This is a genomic window from Plantibacter sp. H53, assembly GCF_001650455.1.
GTDB lineage: Bacteria > Actinomycetota > Actinomycetes > Actinomycetales > Microbacteriaceae > Plantibacter > Plantibacter flavus_A.
On the sequence record NZ_LWCT01000049.1, the window covers coordinates 132340 to 153264 of the forward strand.

Genomic DNA, 20925 nt, shown 5'->3' on the forward strand with positions numbered 1-20925 from the left:
CCGACGCCCCCGCACGGCTTGACCGTGCGGGGGCGTCGTGCGTTCGGGACCGGCGCCGCTCACGGCCGGTCCGGAGTTCGGACGATCGTACGGACGACCACGGCCTCTCAGGTGGGAGAATCCCCACATGGATCCCGTCGCGCTCATCTCGTGGATCGTCGTGTTCGTCGTCGTCACCGTCATCGTGTCGGGCCTGTCCGGCCGAGCGGGCGTCTCCGCCCCGGTGGCCCTGGTGCTCGTCGGCGGCGTCGCGTCGTTCATCCCCGCCGTCCCGACCGTCGAGATCGAACCCGACCTGATCCTCTACGGCCTGTTGCCGCCGCTGTTGTTCGCGTCGGCGATCCGGATCTCCCTCATCGACATCCGTGCCCGTAACGACGGCATCATCCTGCTCTCGGTGGGTGCGGTCGCGTTCACCGTCGTGTCGGTCGGGTTCGCCAGCTGGCTCCTCATCCCGTCGATCACCCTCGCAGCGGCGTTCGCGTTCGCAGCGGTCATCGCGCCGACCGACGCCGTCGCCGTGAGCGCGATCGCCGGACGACTCGGACTCCCCCGCCGTGTGCTGACGATCCTCGAGGGTGAGAGTCTGCTCAACGACGCCACCGCTCTCGTGGCACTCAACGCCTCGATCCTCGCCATCACGAGCGTCGTCAACCCGGTCATGATCGCCGGCGAGTTCGTCATCGAGGTCGTCGCCGGCGTCGGTGTCGGTCTCGCGGTCGGTTGGGTGCTGTCCGAGGTCCGCCGACGCCTGCGCGCCCCGGTCCTCGACACCTGTCTCTCCCTCATCACCCCGTTCCTCGCGTTCCTCCTGGCGCAGGCGATCCACGGTTCGGGTGTGCTCGCGGTCGTCACCGCCGGACTGCTGCTCGGCTACCGGGCGCCCATCGTGCAGTCGGCCGAGGCGCGCATCGCCGAGTCCCTCAACTGGCGCACCATCCAGTTCCTGCTCGAGAACGCCGTCTTCCTGTTCATCGGGCTCAACCTGGCCGGCATCCTCGAGGGGGCGATCCAGACCGGTCCGGGGCTCTGGCCGACCGTGTTCATCAGCATCGGGGTCCTCGCGGCGCTCATCGTCTCGCGATTCGTGTGGGAGATGACGGTCACGGCGATCTACCGGCTCGGTCCCAGACGGCTCCGTGAGCGGAGCTGGTCCTGGGGCAACGGGATCGCCGTCTCCGCAGCCGGCGTCCGTGGCGTGGTGACCCTGGCGGCGGTGTTCCTGCTGCCCGAGGACACCCCGTCGCGCGAGTTCCTGCAGTTCCTGGCGTTCGTCGTCGTGGTCGGCACACTCCTCTCGGGGCTCGCGCTCCCCCGGATCATCCGCGCGCTGCACCTCCCGCCGCCGAACCACAGCCAGGAGCGCGTCGAGCAACTGATGCTCATGGCGGAGGTCCAGACGGCCGGCCTGGACCGCCTCGACGAGCTGACGACCGAGGCGGACGAGGAACAGGTGCTGAACCGTCTGCGGACCAATGCGAGCTTCGTGGCCAACGCCCTCGAGCAGTACACCGGTGACGGCTCGGAGCTCCGGACGGTCGCGTTCGCCCGACTCCGCCGCCAGATGATCGCGGCGGAACGCGAGGCACTCCTCTCGGCGCGCGCCGAGGGTCGCTACCAGGAACCGGCGGTCGCGGCTGTTCTGGCCGCGATCGACGCCGAGGAGGCGACGCTCAAGGCGATGACGCCGAAGCCGCCGCGGTCATAGCACCCCGACCGGTCCGCTCGCACGCCCCGTCCACCAGGCCCGCGCACGACGAACGGTCGGGCAGGATGAGCGCATGATCATGTTGTTCCCGGCCGCCGTCTTCGCGATGCTCTACGTCGTGAGTCGACGCAGCGACGCCCGCCGCCTGCGCAACGGGGTCTTCCTGGTCTCCGCGATCGCCTGTGGGCTGGTGGCGCTCCTCTCGGAGGCGTCCCGCACGACGCCGTTCACCGTGCTCCTCGCCGCGTTCGGCACAGTCCTGCTGGTGGGTGTGCTCGGGGTCCTCCTCATCGGCAACGGCATCACGATGCTCCGGCTCGAAGGACGCAGCCTGGGCAACCTGCTCTCGCTGTTCGCCGGGGTCGCGATCCTCGTCCTGCCCGTGCTGGCCGTGCTGCTGGTCCTCGGAGCGCACCCGCAGTCCCTGCCCTCGTGGCTGACGATCGTCCTCGTCGCCCTGGGTCTCCTGCTCGGGTTCGGGTGCTTCTACGCGGCGGCGACGTTCGCGGCCTTCGGCGTGTACTCACTCGTCTACAGCCGCTATCGGCACATGCGGACGCCCGACGCCCTCGTCGTCCTCGGGTCCGGCCTCATCCACGGTGAGGTCCCGCCGTTGCTGCGCAGTCGCCTGGACCTGGCGCTCCGCATCTACCGGGCCACGTCACCTGGGGCGACGCGGCCGCTCCTGATCCCGTCCGGCGGACAGGGCGACGACGAACCCCGCCCGGAGGGCACCGCCATGGCCGAGTACCTCGTCGCGAACGGCGCGGACCCGTCCGACGTGCTGCCGGAGACCGCGTCCACGAACACGCGCGAGAACCTGTTGCTCTCCCGCGACCTGCAGCAGTCGGTCGGACGGGACGGCGAGACGATCGTGGTGACGAACAACTACCACGTCCTCCGCGCGGCCCTCCTTGCACGTTCGATCGGGAGCGAGGCCCAGGTGATCGGCTCCCCGACGGCCGCCTACTACGTGCCGAGCGCGTTCCTCCGCGAGTACGTCGCCATCATGGTCGAGCACCGCCTGCTCAATGCGCTGGCGATCGCCGGCGTCGCGGCCCTGATCGCCCTCGCGGTGGTCTGGTCGCTCCTGCCGATCTGAGCCGCCCTCCCAGCCCGAGGCCGACGACGCCCGCAACGCGCGACGGGCCGTCGTCCGAATGGATCGGATGACGGCCCGTCGTGCGTGTGGTGCGCGACTCAGTCGGGTGCGGTGTCGTAGACCTCGCGGGCGTCGTCGGTGGCCTCGGAGGCCGGCCCGGAGTCGGGCTGGTGTTCGGCCGAGCCGTCGGCGTCGCCACCCTCGCCCTCGGCCAGCGGTGCGTCGAGTTCGGTCGAGGGCTCCGGGGTCTCGACGGCCTCCTCGGTCGCCTGCTCCTCGTCGGGAGCCGCGTTCTCCGAGCCGGTGCCGTCGACGGTCTGGCTCGACCCGTCCGAGCCCGGTCCGGCGGTCGTCTGGTCGGAGCTCACGAGCTCTGCGGTGTCGATGTCGGCACCCTCCCAGGCTTCCTGGTCCGCTCCGGCCGCACCGGTCGCGAGGTCATCGCCTGAACGCTGGTCCTGCTGATCCGTCATGTTGCACTCCTCTCCGCGGAACGCGTCGCGCTCCGTGTCCTCGGACTCTACGACGTGATCCTCCACGGTCTCCCGGGGTTGACAGCCGCCGACGGGCGTCCGGGCCGGTCGCGATAGCGTGGGGACATGAGCCTCCCCGTCACGGACACGCGCGTCACCTATCCCACCGGAGCCCTCGTCTCGACGGGCACGGTGCTGCACGTCGAACCCGTCGGCGATCACCTCGCCGTCGTGCTCGACGAGACGGCCTGCCACCCGGTCGACGCCGCGTGGCCCGACCAACCTGCGGACTCGGCGACCATCACCTTCGGTGAGGGCACCAGCGCCGTGGAGGTCGCCGTGACCGACTGCGTCGTCGCCGCGAGCGACGGGACCCGGCTGTACCTCGGCGCCGACATCCCTGTGAAGAAGGGCACCGAGGGGTGGGCCTTCCTCGTCGCCCACCTGGTCTCCATCGACACGGCACGGAGCGCTGTCGAGGGCGCGACGGCCCGCATCGAGGTGGACGCGTCCACCCGACACGCGCTCTCCGCCGGGCACACCGGGTGCCACCTCGCATCACTCGCCTTGAACGCCGCGCTCGCCGACGCCTGGCGCAAGGAGGTCGTCCCCGATGCCCTCGGAGCCCCGGATTTCGACGCGCTCGCCTGCGAGTCGTCGCGGATCGCCCCCAACGCGTCGACCGACCGTTACCGCATCGGGAAGTCGCTCCGTCGGAAGGGGTTCGACCCGGCCGCCCTCGACGACCTCGACGCACTCGGGTCACGCATCCGGAACACGCTCGACGGCTGGCTGGACAGCGGCGCCGCCGTCCGGATCGATCGCGAGGGCGAGCTGCTCACCGATCGGCGCAGCTGGCACTGTGAGCTGCCGGGCGGCCCTGCGGTCATCGCCTGCGGCGGCACCCACGTGGCGTCGTTGGGCGAGTTCTCGACGATCGCCGTCTGGCTGGAACGCGAAGAGGTCGACGGCGCCGTGGTGCTGTCGATGGTCAGCACGGTCGTCCCGGCCGGCTGACCGGCGGCCACGCGACTGACCGGCGGCCCAGCGACTGACCGGCGGCCCAGCGACTGACCGGCGGTCAGGCGGCGATGCCCGTGGAGGCCGCACTGCCGACGCCGGCGAGCAGCCCGCCGATGACGAACACCCAGAGCAGCACGAGCGCCGCCCAGACGAGCAGGAACAGTCCGTTGAGCACGACGCCCGTGATGGCCATCGCCCGACCGGCGGGCTCGCGGCGGAGCCCCATGAGCCCGAGGACGAATCCGACGACCGGGAGCACGAAGGTGAACCCGAAGAACAACGACACCAGGCCGATGACCATGCTGGAGATGCTGAGCCCCTTCGGCGGCGACGCCGGGTACGGGTAGGGCGCGGGGTACACGGGCGTATACGGCTGCGCGTACGCCTGCATGCCGTACTGGGGCGGGTAGGGCTGCTGCGGCGGGTAGGGCGCCTGCTGGGCGTACGGCTGCACCCCGTACTGCTGCGGCTGGAGCTGCTGTTGCGGGTACGGATGCGGCGGAACCGACTGCTGCGAGTGTGCCTGCTGCGGCGCCGAGGGCTGCGGCTTCGATCCGTCCGGTGTGCTCATGCCCGTCAGCCTATCGACGAGCACGCACTCGGTACCCGAATCCGCGCCCCGACGGCAGCCTCCAGCTCTCTGAGAGCTCACGCTCAAGGGCGATGAGGGGCCCGGAAAGCGACTACCGTATTCGTGCGGTCCTCGCAGGGAACCCGGAACACGGACCGCGCCACACCCAGAAGGAGCACCGTGCAGAACGACGCGATCGCCGAGGAACAGGACCATCTCGATCGGCTGCACGACGTCATCCGGTCGCAGTCGGACCTCGAGGAACGGCGCTCCGAACTCGCCCTCCGCGCCTTCGACGGCGACGACGACTCGAGCTTCTCGGAACGCGACGCCCTGGTCGCCCACCACCGCCAGCGGATGGTCGAGCTGCGTTCGTCCAGCTACGGACTCCTCTTCGGCCTCCTCGAACGCGAGACCGACGAACGGCACCACATCGGCCGCATCGGGCTCCGCGACCCGGAGAGCGGCGACCAGCTTTTGTTGGACTGGCGCGCACCGGCCTCGCGCCCGTTCTACACGGCGACGCCACTCCGCCCCGAAGGCCTCCGCCTGCGCCGCCGCATCGGCACGGCCGGTCGCCGCGTCACCGAGGTGCACGACGAGGTCCTCGACACGACCATGCTCAGCGACGACGAGCCGAGCGGCATCGGCGAGTCCGGTGCGCTGCTGGCGGCCCTCGGTCGCGCTCGTACCAAGCACATGGCCGACATCGTCGACACCATCCAGGCCGAACAGGATGCGATCATCCGGGCGCCCCTCCCCGGCACGCTCCTCGTCCAGGGTGGTCCGGGCACCGGCAAGACCGCCGTCGCCCTCCACCGTGCCGCCTATCTCCTCTACGAGCACCGCGAGCGACTCATGCGCAGCGTCGTGCTCATCGTCGGGCCGAACTCGACGTTCCTCGACTACATCAGCCGTGTGCTGCCGTCACTCGGCGAGACCGCCGTCGTCCTCGTCACACCGGCGACCCTCGTGCCCGGACTCGACGCGCACGCCGAGGACTCGCTCGAGGCCGCCGAGCTCAAGGGCCGGCTGCGCATGGCCGACGTCGTCGCCCGGGCCGTCCGCGAGCGCCAGGTGCCGCTCGACCAGCCGGTCACGATCCGCATCGCCGGCGACGGCCCGCTCCGCGTCACGCCGGGCGTCCTCCGCCGGATCAAGGCCGGGATCGAGCGATCGGGCACCCCGCACAACGAGGCCAAGCTGCGGTTCGACCGCGCCGTGCTGACGCACCTCATCGGGCTCGAGGCGAAGCGCGACGGCTTCGAACCCCGCACGGGTGAGGACGCCGACGAGCGGCGACAGGAGCTGAGCGAGGAGCCCGAGGTCGAAGAGCTGCTCGACACGATGTGGCCGATCCTCGAGCCGGCCGAGATCATCGACCGCCTCTTCACCGATCCCGAGCTGCTGGCTCGCGTCGCTCCCGACCACACCGAGGAGGAGCGTCGCCTGCTGCTCCGTCAACCCGCCGCCGGAACGGACGGCGCGGGTGAGGTCGACTGGGCCGCGCGGCTCACGCCCGGCGACATCGCCCTCGTCGACGAGGCCGCCGAGCTCATCGGCGAGGATCAGCGCCCCGAGCTGGAACGGCAGCGCCGCGCCGCCTACGAACGCCGTCACGACGTCGAGTACGCGCGCAGTGTGCTCGAGATGATCGGTGACATCAGCATCGACGACGAGGCCCAGGACGACGACTACCTCCGTTCCGCCCAGGACCTCGCCGACCGCCAGACCGTGGAGGACGACCGCAGCCCCGCCGAACGCGCCGCGAGCGACCGCACCTGGGTCTACGGGCACGTCATCATCGACGAGGCACAGGAACTCACCCCCATGCTGCTGCGCGCCGTCCTGCGACGCGGTCCCAACCGCTCCATGACGCTCGTCGGCGACATCAACCAGCAGAGCACCTCCGCCACCCGCTCCAGCTGGCAGCAGCTGCTCGGCCCGCAACTCCCGCGCTGGACCGAGGAGCTGCTCACCGTCAACTACCGGACGCCCGAGCAGATCATGGCGCTCGCCGATCCCGTCCGGCTCGAACTCGACCCCGACTCCCCGGCGCCCGTCTCGATCCGACGCGGCGAGGAGGAGCCCGTGCAGCTCACGGTCGAACCCGCCGCGCTGGCCCCGACGGCGGTCCGCGCCGCCGTCGACGCGATCACCGCACACGCCGGTATCGCGGGTGTCATCGCTCCCCGCTCGCTCCTGGCGGAGATCGACGCCCTCCTCGCCGACGCCGGAGCCGATCGCGCCCGGGTGTGGACCGGCACCGCGCGCGAGAGCAAGGGCCTCGAGTTCGACAGCGTCGTCCTCGTGCAGCCCGACGCGCTGGGCGGGACGGGCCACGCGGCCCTGTCGCTCCGGTACGTCGCACTCACCCGCGCAACCCAACGGCTCACGGTCGTCGACTCGTCGAAGTGACCGTGGGCAACCGGCGACGCACCGTCGTCCGGACCGCTCCAGAGCACCGGGCGACGGGAAGGACCGTAGGCTTGGGCTCTGCCAACAGAATGTGAGGCTGGGATGAAGGTCATCAGCTACAACCTCCGCAAGAACAAGGCCAGCGGCGAGCTCGTCGCACTCACCGAAGAGTTCGGCCCGGACGTCCTCGCGTTGCAGGAGGCCGACACCCTGCAGCTGCCCGCCGAGCTCGGCGGCCTGCATCTCGCCGACAGCACCCACCGGAACCGGCTCGGCCTCGCGATCTACTACCGCCGCGACCGGTTCACCGCCGAGTCGACGCAGACGTTCGCGCTGAAGAAGTCGCTGCACGACATGGTGCTCGCGCCGGCGCACGAGCGGCTCATCGGCACCCGCCTCACCGACGTCGAGGCCGGGCGCGAACTCATCGTCGCCTCGTTCCACGCGGCCCCGCTCACCGCGCTCAACTCACTGCGTCGGCACCAGATCAAGGCCGCGCACGAGCAGCTGCACGCGATGGGCGACGTCCCGACGCTCATGGTCGGTGACTACAACTACCCGCTCTTCCAGAAGGGCCTCGGCACCAAGATGCAGGAGAGCGGCTACGATCTGAGCCTCAGCGACCGCAGCACCTACACGCGCTACAAGATGTTCCGTGGACACTTCGACTTCGCGACGTCCGTGGGCCTGAAGATCGACCGGGTGCAGACGCTCCGCCGCGGTATCTCGGACCACCTGCCGATCCTCGTGGACGCCACCTACGGTGCGGCCGTGCCGGTCGACGACGACGCTCCGGAGTCCGCCGCCCGCTGACCCGGTCGCCTGCCCCTGCGCGCGCGCCGTCCGGTTCGCAATTCAGGATGCGCTCGGCGCGGTGCCCTCCGCCGCGGCGTGTCACGCGGGACACGCCGCGCTCGTCCTGAGTTGTGAACTCGGAAGCGACGTCAGATGAGGCCGCGGAGGAACTCCTGGACACTCGTCCCGGCCTCGCGGGCGCGACGGACCAGGCGCTCGTGCTCGTCGGTCGTGAGGTCGAGGGTGAGCTGGTGCCACGTCGGCTCGACGTCGAGTGAGAACAGCGCGCCGTCGTCCTCCGCGTCGAACACGGGGGCGGTGCGTTCCTCCTGGACCTCGAGCTCGGCGAAGAGCTCCGGCTCGGTCGTCTCGGGAGCGTCTTCAGCGTCGGCATCAGCCTCGGGGGTGGACAGGGTCTCCGCAGCTCCGGCGCCGGTCCAGCCTGGTCCCTCAGGGACCGGCGTCTTGCGCTGGAACGCCTCGGCTGCCGTTCGGGCACGGATGTCGGCGGCCTCGTTGAGTCGGTGACCGACGTGACCCTTCACCCACTCGAACCGGTAGCGCCGCCCGGCGATTGCGGCGTCGATCTCCTGCATGAGCTCGAGGTTCATGACGGGCTTGCCGTCGCCCTTCTTCCAGCCCTTCTTCTTCCAGCCCGGCATCCACTTCGTGATCGAGTCGATGACGTACTTGCTGTCGCAGAGGATGTGCAGGTCCTCGTCGAGGTGCTCGGTGGCGCGGAACAGCTCGAGGACGGCGCGCAGCTCGCCCATGTTGTTCGTGCCGTGCGGCCAACCCCCGGCTGCCCAGCAATCGTCGTCGACGTACCAGGCCCAGCCGGCGGGTCCGGGGTTGCCGAGGGCGGAGCCGTCTGCGGCAGCGGTGATCGTCATGAGCGCCTTTCGATGAGTGCCCTCCATCGTATCGACGCACAACCGACGCCCCGACGCCGGTCCCGCGGTGCCGGTGTCGGGCTGGCCGGCGTCAGGCGGGCGCGAAGACGCTGAGCGTGACGGCGACCGTGACCGTCGTGTAGCCGGGCAGGTCGGCGATCGCCTGCTCGAAGACGTCGTCGTCGAGGTGGTGGGCGCTCGGCCCCATGCGAACCTCGTCGCGCACCTCCTCCGGCATGAGTTCGACGGCGTAGTCGAGCGCGTCGCGGGAGCGGAGCGTGAAGCCGTCGAGCTGCGCGTCGAGGCGGGCGTCCTTGCGCTCGGCGATCCCGATCATGCCGAGCCGGTCGCGCAGCTCGGCGAGGTGACCGGGTTGCGGCGTCACGACGGTGAGCAAGCCGTCCGGGCGCAACACCCGACGCATCTCGGGACCGTTGCGTGGGCCGAAGATGCTCAGCAGGTGGTCGACCGAGGCGGTCCGGAGCGGGAAGGGTGCCCAGGCGTCGGCCGTGGCGGCTGCCGCTCGTCCGTGCGCACGCGCTGCGCGACGTGCTGCGAGCGGCGACAGGTCGAACCCGAACCCGCGCCAGGCCGGTCGGGCGTCGAGGATCCGGCCCAGGTAGTAGCCGGTCCCCCCGGCGATGTCGACGACGAGTGGGGCGCTGTCGTCGTCGACCGAGCCGTCCGGGAGGAAGCGCGCGAGCGGCAGGGTCGTGGCGACGTGGTCCGCGATCGGCTCGTAGTGCTCGGCCTCGAGGAACGCTGCGCGGGCCGCGACCATTTCCTGCGTGTCGCCGGTCTTCGGCGTCCGACCGCCGACGACGAGCGAGGCGTACCCCTGCCGGGCGATGTCGAAGCTGTGACCGGCGGGGCAGCGCAACACGCGGTCGCCGAGCTCGAGGGTCGCGGTGCAGATCGTGCACGCGAGATCGGGGGCGACGAGGCTCAGCCGATCGTGCTGCGGGACGTCAGCGAGGATCGGCATGCCTTCGAAACGCTCCGCTTCCAGCTGCTGTGTCCGTCGCTGCCGCGATGCTTCCGGTTGTCGCACTTCACCCACACGGTGAGTCTAGGCGCGTGCCGCATGGTGCGTGCGCCGGAACATTCGAGCGGCGATCGGTCGCGGCGGGGCTTCGGCACCGCGGTGACTCGATCAGCTCGGTGACTCAGTCCTCGAGCGCGCTCCGCAGACGCTCGACGTCCTCGTGTGCTGCGTCGCTCACACGCTGCGCCCGGTCAGCCTCTCGTTGGCGTCGGGCCCACTCGCGCTCGGCGTCGGCGATGTCCGCGTCGAGCTCCTCGAGCCGCCTCGCGAGGTCCTCGCGGTCACGCAGGAGTCCCGACCGCCGGACCGCCGACTCGTCCAGGAAGGCGGTCGCCTCCTCACTCGCGCTGGACGCTGCCTCCTCGTCGCGCTCGGCCGCCTCCAGCCGGGCCCGAAGGCGTCGGCGTCGGTCGTCGTCTTCGCCGGAATGGTCGCCGTCTCCGTCGCCCGGCCTCCCGACGGAGCCGTCGGCGGTGGAGCGCCTGCCGGGGGTGCCGGCCCCGCCGACCACACCACCCCACCCCGCTCCGCTCGAGGTCGGGGCGTCGGTCAGCCGCCCGGACGACACCTGCGCGGCGAGGTCGGCGTCAGCACTCGCCGCTTGCAGACTCTGGCGGACGGTCTCGATCACCGCGCCCGAAAGCGACGCCCCCTCCGCTGCGGCGGCTTCGACGGTGGCGGTGACGAGCGTCGCGATCAACGAGCGACGTTCGGTGCCGAGCGTGCGGAGCGCTGTGGCGTCCCCGGAGCGTTGAGCGTCGCCGAGCGCGGAGCCGAGTTGTTCCAGTTCGCTGAGCAGGTCCGGGCGGTGCGCCGTCAACACGTTGAGCGCCCAGGCGGCGACCGTCGGTTTGCGGAGCGCGAGGATCGCCGTCGCCAGGTCGTCGTACCCGTCGTCGCGCGCTGCGACGGCCAGGCGTCTGCGCTCCGCCACGAAGCCGCTGAGCGGGACGCGCAGTAGCTCGACGGCGGCAGACGCCAGGTCCGTCGGGGCCGGCGTCCCGGTGTCGCGGTCGTCGGGCACGGTGCCGCTCCCTCGCATCATTTCACGTCAGGCTAGCGCCCTCTTGCGCCAGAACGGAGTCCGACTGTCGCCTTTTCGGGGGACGCTACCGACAATGTGGACATGGATGCCAGACCTTACCCCGACACGGTGGAGCCGCCTGAAACAGCGGCCTGCGCCGATTTGAAGTCACTCCTCAGGACCGTGGACTTCCCGATCTCACGCCGCGAACTGCAGTCGATCGCCGTCCGTTCCGGACTCGACCGCGGGACCCTCGCCGCGCTCAACACGCTCACCGAAGAGCACTACGCCGGCTCGTTCGGCATCCTCCGCGAACTCCGCCATCACGGCGAGCTCCGTCGCTCCGCCTGACCGCCCGTCCGACACCTGGTGGATTCCCCAGCGCGGTGCGCTGACGTGAGCGCGGGTCACAGACGCGGGCGCGGGTCTCCGGAGGGACGCGCTCACGCCTACGGGGCGCGGTGACGTCAGCGCACCGCGCTGGCGATTCCGACAAGCGTCGTGCAACGCAGAAACCCCCGCCGAGGCGAGGGATTCGAGCTGAGATCCAGTGCGGAGACGGCGGGATTTGAACCCGCGGTCCCCGTGAGGGGACTCCACCTTAGCAGGGTGGTGCACTAGGCCGAACTATGCGACGTCTCCATGTGCGCTCGCAAGCGGACGCACGACGACCAGCATAACCGGAGATGGGCGTGGTGACGAATCCCCGGGTCCGCGACGCCCTTCGACACCCTCAGAGAACGAGGTCGGGACGCCTACTGGTCGTCGAGGGTGCGACCGCGGGAGCAGGTGCGCTGGTCGGCGGTCTGGCCCGTCACCGTCGACGGGAGGACCACCGCACCGCCGGCGGACGTGTCGGTCGCATCGGCAGGCGGAGCCGTCGCGGCAGGATCGCCACCTGCATCCGCACCTTCGGCGGGATCGACCGCGGTCGGGTCGGTCGGATTCGCCACCGCACCGGCGCCGGTCGCGCCCGAGAGCTGGATGGGCTGGTCGTTACCGAGTGCCTCGAAGAGCGCGGCGGCCGCGTCGTCGATCGGTTCGACCCCGCCATCGACGGCGGCGTTCGGGTACTGCACGAACGCGATGTTCGACAGGTCGACGTCGCGCAGCGTCATGGCGATCGCGATCATCGTGTCGAGGCTCGTCAGGCTGTCGGACAGCTGCATGTTCTGCGCCGCCGCCTTGGCCAGGGAATAGAGGGTCCCGGGGTTGGTCAGCGTCTCGGCACTCTTGACCTGCTGCATCATCGCCGACAGGAACACCTGCTGGTTGCTGATGCGACTGAGGTCGCTGCCGTCCCCGACACCATGCCTGGTGCGGAGGAACTGCAGCGCCTCGTAGCCCTCGAGGGTGTGCTCGCCCGCCGAGAGGAAGGTGCCCGTGTACTCGTCCTCGATCGGGTCGGCGACGCACACCGTCACCCCGCCGAGTGCGGTCGACATCGCCATGACGCCGCTGAACTGCACCTCTGCGGCGAACGGGATCTCGAGACCGGTGAGCTGCGACACCGTCAGCGCCGTGCACGCGAGCCCGCCGTAGCTCAAGGAGGTGTTGATCTTCTGCCGGCTCATCGAGTCGAACGAGCCGCCGGCCGGGTCGGGGCAGGACGGGATGGGGACGAACATGTCGCGCGGGAAGCTGACGACCGTCGCGTTGCTGTGGTCCTCCGAGATGTGCACGAGCATCGTGACGTCGTTGAGGTTGCCGGTCTCCTCCTCGGCGTCGCCGAAGACGGGGTCCTGGCCGGCGCGGGAGTCGCTGCCGACGATGAGGAGATTGACGCCGCCCGGATACGCTCCGATCGCCGGGAGGTCGGTGACCGCCTCACCCTGCGAGTCGACGAGCGCGACACCGGGCTTCACCGAGGCGGCGACGTCCCAGAGGGCGATCCCCGCGACGATGCCACCGCTGACCAGCGCGACGGCCAGGGTCGAAGCGATGATCTTCAGGCCGGTCCGCACGGCGCTCGGTCGCTGCAACCGCCCGTGACGGGCGATGGTGCTGAGCTTGCGGGAACGTCCCTCACGACCGGTTGCGCCACGGCCCGTGCGGTTCCGCGCGGGCTCGACGGCGTCAGACGTGATCGGGGGCATCGGAACAGTAAAGCAGGTCCGGCTGTGAACGAGGGTGCGCGACCGGGTTTCCGCGACGCATCAGTCCCAGCGCACCACCGGGGTTCCCGAGGTGAAGTCCACCTGCGGCGAGCCGAGCGAGGGACCGAACAGGATGTCGCAACCGCCAGTCGCTCCGTTCTGCGTGCAGCTCGTCGAGGACGCCTTGACGCTCCCGATGTAGTCGCCGTAGACCTGGAGCGGGTTGACGAACGTCTCGCGGGGCTCGAGGTTGGCGAGGTTGGCCTGCGCGTCCGCACTCAGCGTGCGCGTGATGGTGCCGTCCGCGACCGCCGTGCCGTCCGACAGTGTGGCCGGGATGTCGAGACCGCACCCTGCGGTGAGGCTGGTCGAGGCGATGCAGGCGTTCACCGCTTCCGTCACGGCGTCGCGGAACTGCTTGACGCCTGCCTCGTTGAGCTCGACCTTCACGTCCGAGAGGAGGTCGTAGGAGTCACCGGCGGCGACGAGGTCGTCTGCTCCGGAGATCGAGAACGATTCCTCGAGTGTCTTGGGGAGCGCGAGCTGGTAGGCGCCGGGGAACACCGTCCAGGAGTCGCCCTTCGCCTCCTGTCCGTTGACCGTTACGGTGACGCCGTCGAGCATCGACGGGTACAGGCTGACCGTTCCCCCCGAGAGGATGGAGTAGCCACCTTTGTACGCCTTGTAGACGGTGAACTCCTGGGTCACGGGGGTGGAACCGACCGAGAACGTCGCCGTGACCGTGGTGGTGGATCTGGATTCCTTCGCGGAGGTCAGCTTGACCTTGCTGATCTTGCCGAGCTTCGCGGACGCTTTCAGGACGTCGTCGGTGAGCAGCGTCTTGTCGCTGATCGACTCGTCGAGGTAGCTCAGTGCCTGCTTGGCGTCGCCGTCCTGCAGGGCGGTGAAGTAGTCGGTGACGATGCTCTTCGGGTCACCCTGCGCCCCGCGGATCGCGGAGCTGATGCCGATACCGGCGGCCGTGACCACGATGATGACGAGGACGACCGCCCCCGCGATGATGCCGATGAGTCCGCCGCGGGACAACTTGCGCCGCTTGGCGGGACCGGCGACTCCGGGGGCGTAGGGGGACGGTGCACCGGCGTAGGGGTTCTGGGACGCACCGTACGGATTCTGCGGAGCGCCCGCCGGGCTCTGGGACGCACCGTACGGGCTCTGCGTGGCACTGACGGGGTACTGGGACGCACCGTACGGATACTGCTGGGCCCCTGCACCGTTCTGCGGCGCATCGGCGCGCGGCGTGGATCCGTCGATCGACGGGTGCTGTGGAACGGGGCCCTGAGGCGGCGGCACCTGCCCGCCCGTCTCCTGTGGTTTCTCAGGCTGGTCGGATGGCTCGGTCATCGCTGGTTCTGCTTTCGAATCGTCCGCCGACACGAGTCGACGAGTACGAACTCGAGCCGCTCCATGTCTGCATATCAGTCGATGAATATCATACCGATGAACTGTGCAGCGCAGGCCCACCCGGCCATCTCGAGTACGTGCGGAGGGCGTGGGATTCGAACCCACGAGACATTTCTGCCCACCAGTTTTCAAGACTGGCTCCATCGGCCGCTCGGACAGCCCTCCTGATGGTCGATCGCCCGCGATGACGCAGCTGACGACCAGGATCGAGTGTATCGGATGGGGCCAGCGGCGAGGCGGCCCCATCCGATCACGCGGTGACTACTGGTCTTCCTCCGGACGACCGGCCGTGCAGGTGTTCTGGGCCGCGTTCTGGCCGGTGATCGTGTCGGGCAGGGCGACGGGGCCGGCGGCGGACGGATCCGCGGGCGCAGCCGGGTCCGCCGTGGCAGCGGGATCCGCCGCGGCGTCGGTCGTCGCCGGGTCTGGCGTGACCGGTGCGTTCGGGTCAGTCACGACGTACTTGCCGGTGGCGGACAGCGCCACGGCCTGGTCGCTCTGCAGCGCCGTCCACAGCACATCCGCATCGGACGTCGCCTCCACGCCACCTTGGACCGTGGCCGTCGGCGTCTGCACGAACGCGACACGGTCGAGCGGGATGTCCTTGAGCGCTGCGGCGATCGACACCATCGTGTCGATGTTGTTCAGGCTGCTCGACAGCGTCACGTTCTTCAACGCCGCACGGGCGATCGAGTAGAGCTTGATCGGGTCGGAGAGCGTCTCACTGCTCTTCAGGGTGCGGACAAGTGAGGAGAGGAACACCTGCTGGTTCGAGATGCGCGAGAGGTCACTGCCGTCGCCGACGCCGTGACGCGAGCGGAGGAAGGCGAGGGCGGACGCGCCCGAGAGGTCGTGGGTGCCGACGTCGAGGTTGATGCCGCTCCAGGCGTCGTTGAGGGGTTCGGTGACACACACCGGCACGCCGCCGACCGCGTTGGACATCGAGATGACACCGTCGAAGCCGATCTGCGCGGCGAACGGGATGGAGAGCCCGGTGATGCCCTCGACCGTGGAGACCGCGCAGGCGAGCCCGCCGTCGGCCCCGCCGTACATGAGGGCGGTGTTCATCTTGTCGCGACCGTTGCCGCCATCGGCGCAGTCACCGATCTGCACGTACATGTCGCGCGGGAAGCTGACCACGGTCGCGCTCGAGTGGTCTGCCGAGATGTGCATGAGGATCGTGACGTCGTTGAGGTTCTCCTCGCGATCGCCGTACGCCGCATTGCCGTCGCCCGAGTCGCTACCGACGAGGAGCAGGTTGACGCCGCCCTCGATCGCGCCGATGTTGGGCGGCGGTGCACCCGGCGTCTCGTTGTCGAGGTGGGCGACGGGCTTCACGCTGTTGGCGAGGTCGAGTGCGGCCACACCGGCGACCGCGATACCACTCACGCCGACGACGGCGGCCGTCGCGGCGACGATCTTCGCGACGGTGACGAACGGGTTCGACTTGCGGAGTCTGCCGTGACGGACGGCGGCGCGCGGTTTGGACGCGTCGGCGTTGCGGGTCATGGATCTCGCTCTCGTCTCAGGAACAGGGGTTGCCGGAACCCTGGAGACCGGGCTGCGGCGAGTCGTCCGGCGGACACCTGCAGCAGGCTCGCACCGACGCCCCGTGCCCACCGGAAACGGCGTGACGACACGGAGCTTTGGACGATGCTAACCCGAAATGCTCCTCAGGAGCTGAGAGAGACCGTCGTCGGTGACCGTCCCGGTGACCTCCGACGCGACCGCGAGGACCTCCTCGGGTGCCTGGCCCATGGCGACACCACGTCCTCCCGCTGCCGCCCAGCCGAGCATGTCGACGTCGTTGCGGCCGTCGCCGACGGCGACCATCTGCGAGCGCTCGAGCCCCAGCCACTCCCGGACACGCTCCAGCGCGGTCGCCTTGTTGACGCCCTTCGGCGCGATGTCGAGCCACGCCGTCCACCCGATCGCGTAGCTCACCTGGCTGAGCCCGATCTCGTCGACGATGCGGAGGAACTCCTCCTCGTCGTGGCTCGGGGACACGACGACGACGCGCGTCACCGGGCTCGTCACGAGTTCCTCGAACGGCACCTCGATCGCGTTCTCGAGGTTCCAGTCCTCCATACCGACCGTGTACTTGCGGAAGCCGTCGGGGTACTCGACCATGTAGCTGCCCTCAGAGAGGTGCGGCTGGATGAGCCCGAGGACCTCGGTCGGGTCGAAGGTCTCCGTGAAGAAGCGCTCGTAGGAGTCGGGCTTCGACTCGTCGCGCTTCATGATGAGCGCACCGTTCGCGCAGACGACGTACTGCGGCGTCAGCTCGAGCTCCTCGAGCACCGGGCGCGTGCTCTCCCAGCTGCGACCGGTGGCGAGCGTCACGATGTGGCCGAGTGAGACCACGCGACGCACCTCGTCGGCGACCGACAGGCTGAGCGAACCGTCCTCGTGCAGCACGGTGCCGTCGATGTCGAGGGCGATGAGCAGCGGGGTCGCGGTGGTCGTCGTCTCGTCCGTCATCGGATCGGCCTCGCGACCTCGATGCCGCCCAGGTACGGACGCAGCACCTCGGGGATGACGACGCTGCCGTCCTCCTGCTGGTGCGTCTCGAGGATCGCGACGATCCAGCGGGTGGTCGCGAGCGTTCCGTTGAGCGTCGCGACCGGCGTGGTCTTGCCCAACTCCGTGCGGTACCGGGTGTCGAGGCGACGTGCCTGGTAGGTGGTGCAGTTCGAGGTGCTGGTGAGTTCGCGGTACGCGTCCTGCGTCGGCACCCAGGCCTCGACGTCGAACTTGCGTGCCGCACTCGACCCGAGGTCGCCGGCGGCCGTGTCGATGACCCGGTAGCTGAGGCCGAGCGACTGCAGCATCGCCTCCTGGTACGACAGCAGGCGCTCGTGCTCGGCGGCGGCGTCCTCCGGCTTCGTGTAGACGAACATCTCGAGCTTGTTGAACTGGTGCACCCGGATGATGCCGCGGGTGTCGCGTCCGTAGGACCCGGCCTCCTTGCGGTAGCAGGTCGACCAGCCGGCGTAGCGGAGCGCGCCCTGCTCGAGGTCGAGGATCTCGTCGGAGTGGTACCCGGCGAGCGCCACCTCGCTCGTGCCTGTGAGGAAGAGGTCTTCGCCGGCGATCTGGTAGACCTCGTCGGCGTGTTCGCCGAGGAAGCCGGTGCCCTTCATGATTTCAGGGCGCACGAGCGTCGGGGTGATGAGCGGGACGAAGCCGGCCTCGATCGCGCGGTCGAGCGCGAGGTTCATGAGGGCGATCTCGAGGCGGGCGCCGATGCCGCGGAGGAAGTAGAAGCGCGAGCCGCTGACCTTGGTACCGCGCTGCATGTCGATGGCGCCGAGGAGTTCGCCGAGCTCGAGGTGGTCGCGGGGGGCGAAATCGAAGGAGGGGCGTTCGCCGACCTCGCGGAGCGTGATGAAGTCGGCCTCGCCGCCGGCGGGTACGCCCTCGAGGACAGGGTTCTGGATGCGGCCGGCGACGTCGGCGAAGTAGGCCTCGGCCTCCGTCGCGACCTGCTGGGCCTCCTTGACGCGGGCGGCGAGCTGCTGCGCCTGGGCGACGAGGGCGGCCTTCTCCTCCTTGGGGGCCTTGGCGACCTGCTTGCCGAACGCGTTCTGCTCGGCACGGAGTTCCTCGAACCCGGTGATCGCGGCGCGGCGTGCGGTGTCGGCGTCGATCGCCTGGTCGACGAGGTCGACGGAGGACCCTCGCTTCTGCTGCGACGCTCGGAGGACTTCTGGCTGTTCGCGGAGGAGTACGGGATCGATCACCCGGCAAGTCTAGCGATCGAGGTCGATGACGAGGCCCCGGGACAGTACCGTTGGGCCATGCCGACTCCCGCGCACGCCGCGCTCGTGTACAACCCGGTGAAGGTCGACGCCACCAGGCTGCGGAGCGCGTTGGAGGCGCGGTCGCAGGAGGCGGGATGGGCGGCTCCGCACCTGTATGAGACGAGTGTCGACGACCCCGGTGTCGGTCAGGCGCGGCGCGCGGTCCTCGACGGCGCCCGGGTGGTGCTCGTGGCCGGCGGCGACGGGACCGTGCGGGCCGTCGCCGAGGGGCTGCGCGGGAGCGGTGTGCCGCTGACCCTCATCCCCTCGGGGACCGGCAACCTGCTCGCGAGGAACCTGAAGCTGCCGCTCGGCGACCAGGTTGCCGCGATCGGGACGGCGTTCACCGGCGACACGCGCGCGATCGACATCGGCGTCGCCATGATCACCCGCGCCGACGGGTCGGAGGAGGAGCACGCGTTCGTGGTGATGGCCGGCATGGGCATCGACGCGATGATGATCGCCACCGCGAACCCCGACCTCAAGAAGTCGCTCGGCTGGCTCGCCTATGTCGAGTCCGGTCTCCGCTCGATCGCCACGGCCGCGCCGTTCCGCATCCACTACCAGTTGCGCGGGCACCGTCAGCATGCGGCGACCGTGAGTTCGGTGCTCGTCGGGAACTGCGGCACGTTGCAGGGCGGCGTGCAGCTCATGCCGGACGCCGAGCTCGACGACGGCTTCCTCGACGTCGCGGTGCTGCAGCCGAAGGGTGCCTTCGGCTGGCTGCTCGTGTGGCGGAAGGTGACGTGGGAGAACCGGGTCCTGCGGCGGACGGCCGTCGGGCGGCGGATGATCCGGTTCACCGAGGGCCGTGGTGGGAACACCGTGACGAACCTGCGTGCTGAGGCGTTGACCGTGCGGGTCGACGAGGCGCAGGACCTCGAGCTCGACGGCGACGCGTTCGGCATGGCGACGATGGTCGCGTTCGACGCGCACCGCGGCGGGCTGCTCGTCAAGCTCCCGTAGTCGGCGACACCGCTGAGCCCGGCTACCCTCCTTCGACGAGGTCCGCGATCTCGGCGAGGAGCGCCGTCGCCCGCTCGAGGTCGGGACGGAGGTCGCGGTCGGCGTCGTCCGAGCCGAGCGACGTCAATGCCCGGGCGAACACCTCGGCGAGCGCCCCGGTCAGTCGATCGGCCACACCGCGACGCCGCACGACCCGCACCGCTCCGAGGAGTTCGCAGGCGATGAGCGTCCTCGTGGCGACGAGCGCGTCCTCCAGCTGGGCGACGGCCTGCGCGGCGAACGGCGCGTCCTCCTCGGCTCCGCGCGACAGGACGACCGTGCCGAGCGCCGCCGGTTGCGCCGCGTGTCGGATGTCGGCGACCGCGCCCGCCGCGACGTACTCGACCATCATCAGTCCTGAGGCACCCGGTTCCCCGTCGCCGAGGAACGGCGCCAGCCCCGTGAACGCGGGCTCGTTCAACAGTCGCAGGCGGGAGAACGTGACCGTCGACGTCTGCGCGAGCGCGAGCGCGGTCGCGTCGAGCTCGGCGGCGAGCTGCGCCTGGAAGAAGGCGCCATGGTGGAGGACCGCGCGTGATCCGTCATCGGCACCGAGGACGTACAGCGGGTTCTCCTGCGCGGCACCGATGAGCGCTTCCACCTGGTCCGCGAGCCGGTCCGCCGCCGTCACCACCACGCCCTGCGTGATCGCCGCGATGCGGAGTGCGAACGGGTCCTGGATCCGGGCCGGTTCCGGCACGGGTCCGATGAGCGCGCGCACCGCCGCAGCAGCGGCTTCGACACCGGGTGCGGCGGACGCACCCGCGGCCGCCTCGGCATACGCCTGCGCGTTGCCGTCCAGCGCGTGGAAGCTGAGCGCACAGACCGCCGACCAGACCTGGTGGAGCTTCCGCAGCTCCGTGACCGCGAGCGCCGCGCGCGCGATGGTCAGGGCGCTGCTGCTGATGAACGACAGGGCGCTCTCCGAGCCCCAGGCGCCCAGCGGCTCCAGTGGCGTCGACGCCGGCCGTTCGCCGAGGAGGGTCAGCGCCGTACCGGCGAGCGCGGTGAGGTCGCCGGTCCCGATCGACCCGAGGGTCCGGACGGTCGGCAGTGCGTCGCGGCGCAGCATCTCGGCGAGCGCCGCGACGACCGCGGGCTCGACACCCGATCCGCCGACGGCGAGCTGGTTGAGCCGGACCGCGAGCATCGCCCGCACGACCCGGTCGGGGACGACCTCCCCCGCGTCGACCGCGTGGCTGCGGAGCAGGCGGCGTGCGTGGGCATCGCCGTCGTCGGCCACCGCGGTGTCCTTGTTCGCCCCCACGCCCGTGCTCCTGCCGTAGACGGCCGCGTGCTCGGCGAGGTCCCGCGCGTCGTCATGAGCGGTGGCCAGCCGGTCGAGCACCGCGCGAGGCACCGAGGCCTCCTCCTCGAGGTCCGCGATCCGCCGCAGCTCGTCGATGCCCAGTGCTCCCGCGATCTCGATCATCCCGACACCCTCTCTTGCGCTCCGCCGTCGTGTGCACCATCCTTGCTCACACGGCGAACGTCCCACCAGATGAAATTCGAGTTTTACCTGACGGAAACATTCGAGGCGGTTC

At 70.2% G+C, this 20925-nt stretch carries 18 protein-coding genes and 2 tRNA genes; 7 read left to right on the forward strand and 13 right to left on the reverse strand.

Features of this window, described 5'->3' with window-relative positions; genetic code table 11:
* The first annotated feature begins 127 nt into the window (after positions 1–127).
* Both A4X17_RS17110 and A4X17_RS17115 read left to right on the forward strand, forming a co-directional pair.
* Positions 128–1708, forward strand: coding sequence for a sodium:proton antiporter (locus A4X17_RS17110; RefSeq protein ID WP_064296856.1), 1581 nt, complete (start codon positions 128–130; stop codon positions 1706–1708).
* Positions 1709–1781: 73 nt separating this feature from the next.
* Complete coding sequence (locus A4X17_RS17115) at positions 1782–2810, forward strand: YdcF family protein (RefSeq protein WP_064296857.1); 1029 nt, start codon at positions 1782–1784, stop codon at positions 2808–2810.
* A gap of 98 nt (positions 2811–2908) precedes the next feature.
* Here A4X17_RS17115 and A4X17_RS17120 read toward each other — a convergent pair whose 3' ends face one another.
* Positions 2909–3283: a hypothetical protein gene (locus A4X17_RS17120; RefSeq protein WP_157583591.1), complete on the reverse strand. Its 375-nt coding sequence runs from the start codon at positions 3281–3283 to the stop codon at positions 2909–2911.
* Between the two features lie 126 nt (positions 3284–3409).
* On the opposite strand from A4X17_RS17120, the gene A4X17_RS17125 reads away from it, so the two are divergent.
* Complete coding sequence (locus A4X17_RS17125) at positions 3410–4300, forward strand: hypothetical protein (protein ID WP_064296859.1); 891 nt, start codon at positions 3410–3412, stop codon at positions 4298–4300.
* 64 nt (positions 4301–4364) lie between these two features.
* Here A4X17_RS17125 and A4X17_RS17130 read toward each other — a convergent pair whose 3' ends face one another.
* Positions 4365–4877: a DUF4190 domain-containing protein gene (locus tag A4X17_RS17130; protein ID WP_064296860.1), complete on the reverse strand. Its 513-nt coding sequence runs from the start codon at positions 4875–4877 to the stop codon at positions 4365–4367.
* Between the two features lie 180 nt (positions 4878–5057).
* On the opposite strand from A4X17_RS17130, the gene A4X17_RS17135 reads away from it, so the two are divergent.
* Together A4X17_RS17135 and A4X17_RS17140 are read left to right on the forward strand one after the other, a co-directional pair.
* Complete coding sequence (locus A4X17_RS17135) at positions 5058–7295, forward strand: UvrD-helicase domain-containing protein (protein WP_082916259.1); 2238 nt, start codon at positions 5058–5060, stop codon at positions 7293–7295.
* A 102-nt stretch (positions 7296–7397) separates the two neighbouring features.
* Positions 7398–8108, forward strand: coding sequence for an endonuclease/exonuclease/phosphatase family protein (locus A4X17_RS17140; RefSeq protein ID WP_064296862.1), 711 nt, complete (start codon positions 7398–7400; stop codon positions 8106–8108).
* Positions 8109–8239: 131 nt separating this feature from the next.
* On the opposite strand, the gene A4X17_RS17145 is transcribed toward A4X17_RS17140, so the two are convergent.
* The 3 genes from A4X17_RS17145 to A4X17_RS17155 all read right to left on the reverse strand — a co-directional run bounded on the left by A4X17_RS17145 (position 8240) and on the right by A4X17_RS17155 (position 11052).
* A complete protein-coding gene (locus A4X17_RS17145; protein WP_064296863.1) occupies positions 8240–8983 on the reverse strand; it encodes an RNase H family protein in 744 nt (247 codons plus the stop codon).
* Between the two features lie 91 nt (positions 8984–9074).
* Positions 9075–10043: a putative RNA methyltransferase gene (locus A4X17_RS17150; protein WP_157583592.1), complete on the reverse strand. Its 969-nt coding sequence runs from the start codon at positions 10041–10043 to the stop codon at positions 9075–9077.
* A gap of 106 nt (positions 10044–10149) precedes the next feature.
* Entirely contained in the window at positions 10150–11052 is a 903-nt protein-coding gene (locus A4X17_RS17155) for a hypothetical protein (RefSeq protein ID WP_197479115.1), read from the reverse strand.
* 102 nt (positions 11053–11154) lie between these two features.
* On the opposite strand from A4X17_RS17155, the gene A4X17_RS17160 reads away from it, so the two are divergent.
* Positions 11155–11403: a DUF2795 domain-containing protein gene (locus tag A4X17_RS17160; protein WP_139205375.1), complete on the forward strand. Its 249-nt coding sequence runs from the start codon at positions 11155–11157 to the stop codon at positions 11401–11403.
* A gap of 202 nt (positions 11404–11605) precedes the next feature.
* Here A4X17_RS17160 and A4X17_RS17165 read toward each other — a convergent pair.
* The 7 genes from A4X17_RS17165 to serS form a co-directional block, all read right to left on the reverse strand.
* Positions 11606–11694: transfer RNA gene (locus A4X17_RS17165), tRNA-Ser, on the reverse strand.
* 113 nt (positions 11695–11807) lie between these two features.
* Positions 11808–13148 (reverse strand): LCP family protein, encoded by a 1341-nt coding sequence (locus A4X17_RS17170; protein ID WP_082916260.1) that lies wholly within the window; start codon positions 13146–13148, stop codon positions 11808–11810.
* A gap of 60 nt (positions 13149–13208) precedes the next feature.
* Complete coding sequence (locus A4X17_RS17175) at positions 13209–14513, reverse strand: hypothetical protein (protein ID WP_064296867.1); 1305 nt, start codon at positions 14511–14513, stop codon at positions 13209–13211.
* Positions 14514–14653: 140 nt separating this feature from the next.
* Positions 14654–14738: transfer RNA gene (locus tag A4X17_RS17180), tRNA-Ser, on the reverse strand.
* A 96-nt stretch (positions 14739–14834) separates the two neighbouring features.
* The gene (locus A4X17_RS17185; RefSeq protein ID WP_064296868.1) at positions 14835–16082 is read right to left on the reverse strand and encodes an LCP family protein; all 1248 of its coding nucleotides are present in this window, start codon (positions 16080–16082) and stop codon (positions 14835–14837) included.
* 147 nt (positions 16083–16229) lie between these two features.
* Positions 16230–17054: an HAD family hydrolase gene (locus tag A4X17_RS17190; protein ID WP_064296869.1), complete on the reverse strand. Its 825-nt coding sequence runs from the start codon at positions 17052–17054 to the stop codon at positions 16230–16232.
* On the reverse strand, positions 17051–18316 hold the full coding sequence (gene serS, locus A4X17_RS17195) for a serine--tRNA ligase (protein WP_064296870.1): 1266 nt from the start codon (positions 18314–18316) through the stop codon (positions 17051–17053). Before serS ends, A4X17_RS17190 begins: the two co-directional genes overlap by 4 nt.
* 57 nt (positions 18317–18373) lie before the next feature.
* Here serS and A4X17_RS17200 point away from each other — a divergent pair, with 57 nt between their 5' ends.
* Entirely contained in the window at positions 18374–19342 is a 969-nt protein-coding gene (locus tag A4X17_RS17200; protein WP_064296871.1) for a diacylglycerol kinase family protein, read from the forward strand.
* A gap of 22 nt (positions 19343–19364) precedes the next feature.
* Here A4X17_RS17200 and A4X17_RS17205 read toward each other — a convergent pair whose 3' ends face one another.
* Positions 19365–20813, reverse strand: coding sequence for an aromatic amino acid lyase (locus tag A4X17_RS17205; protein ID WP_064296872.1), 1449 nt, complete (start codon positions 20811–20813; stop codon positions 19365–19367).
* Positions 20814–20925: the final 112 nt, after the last annotated feature.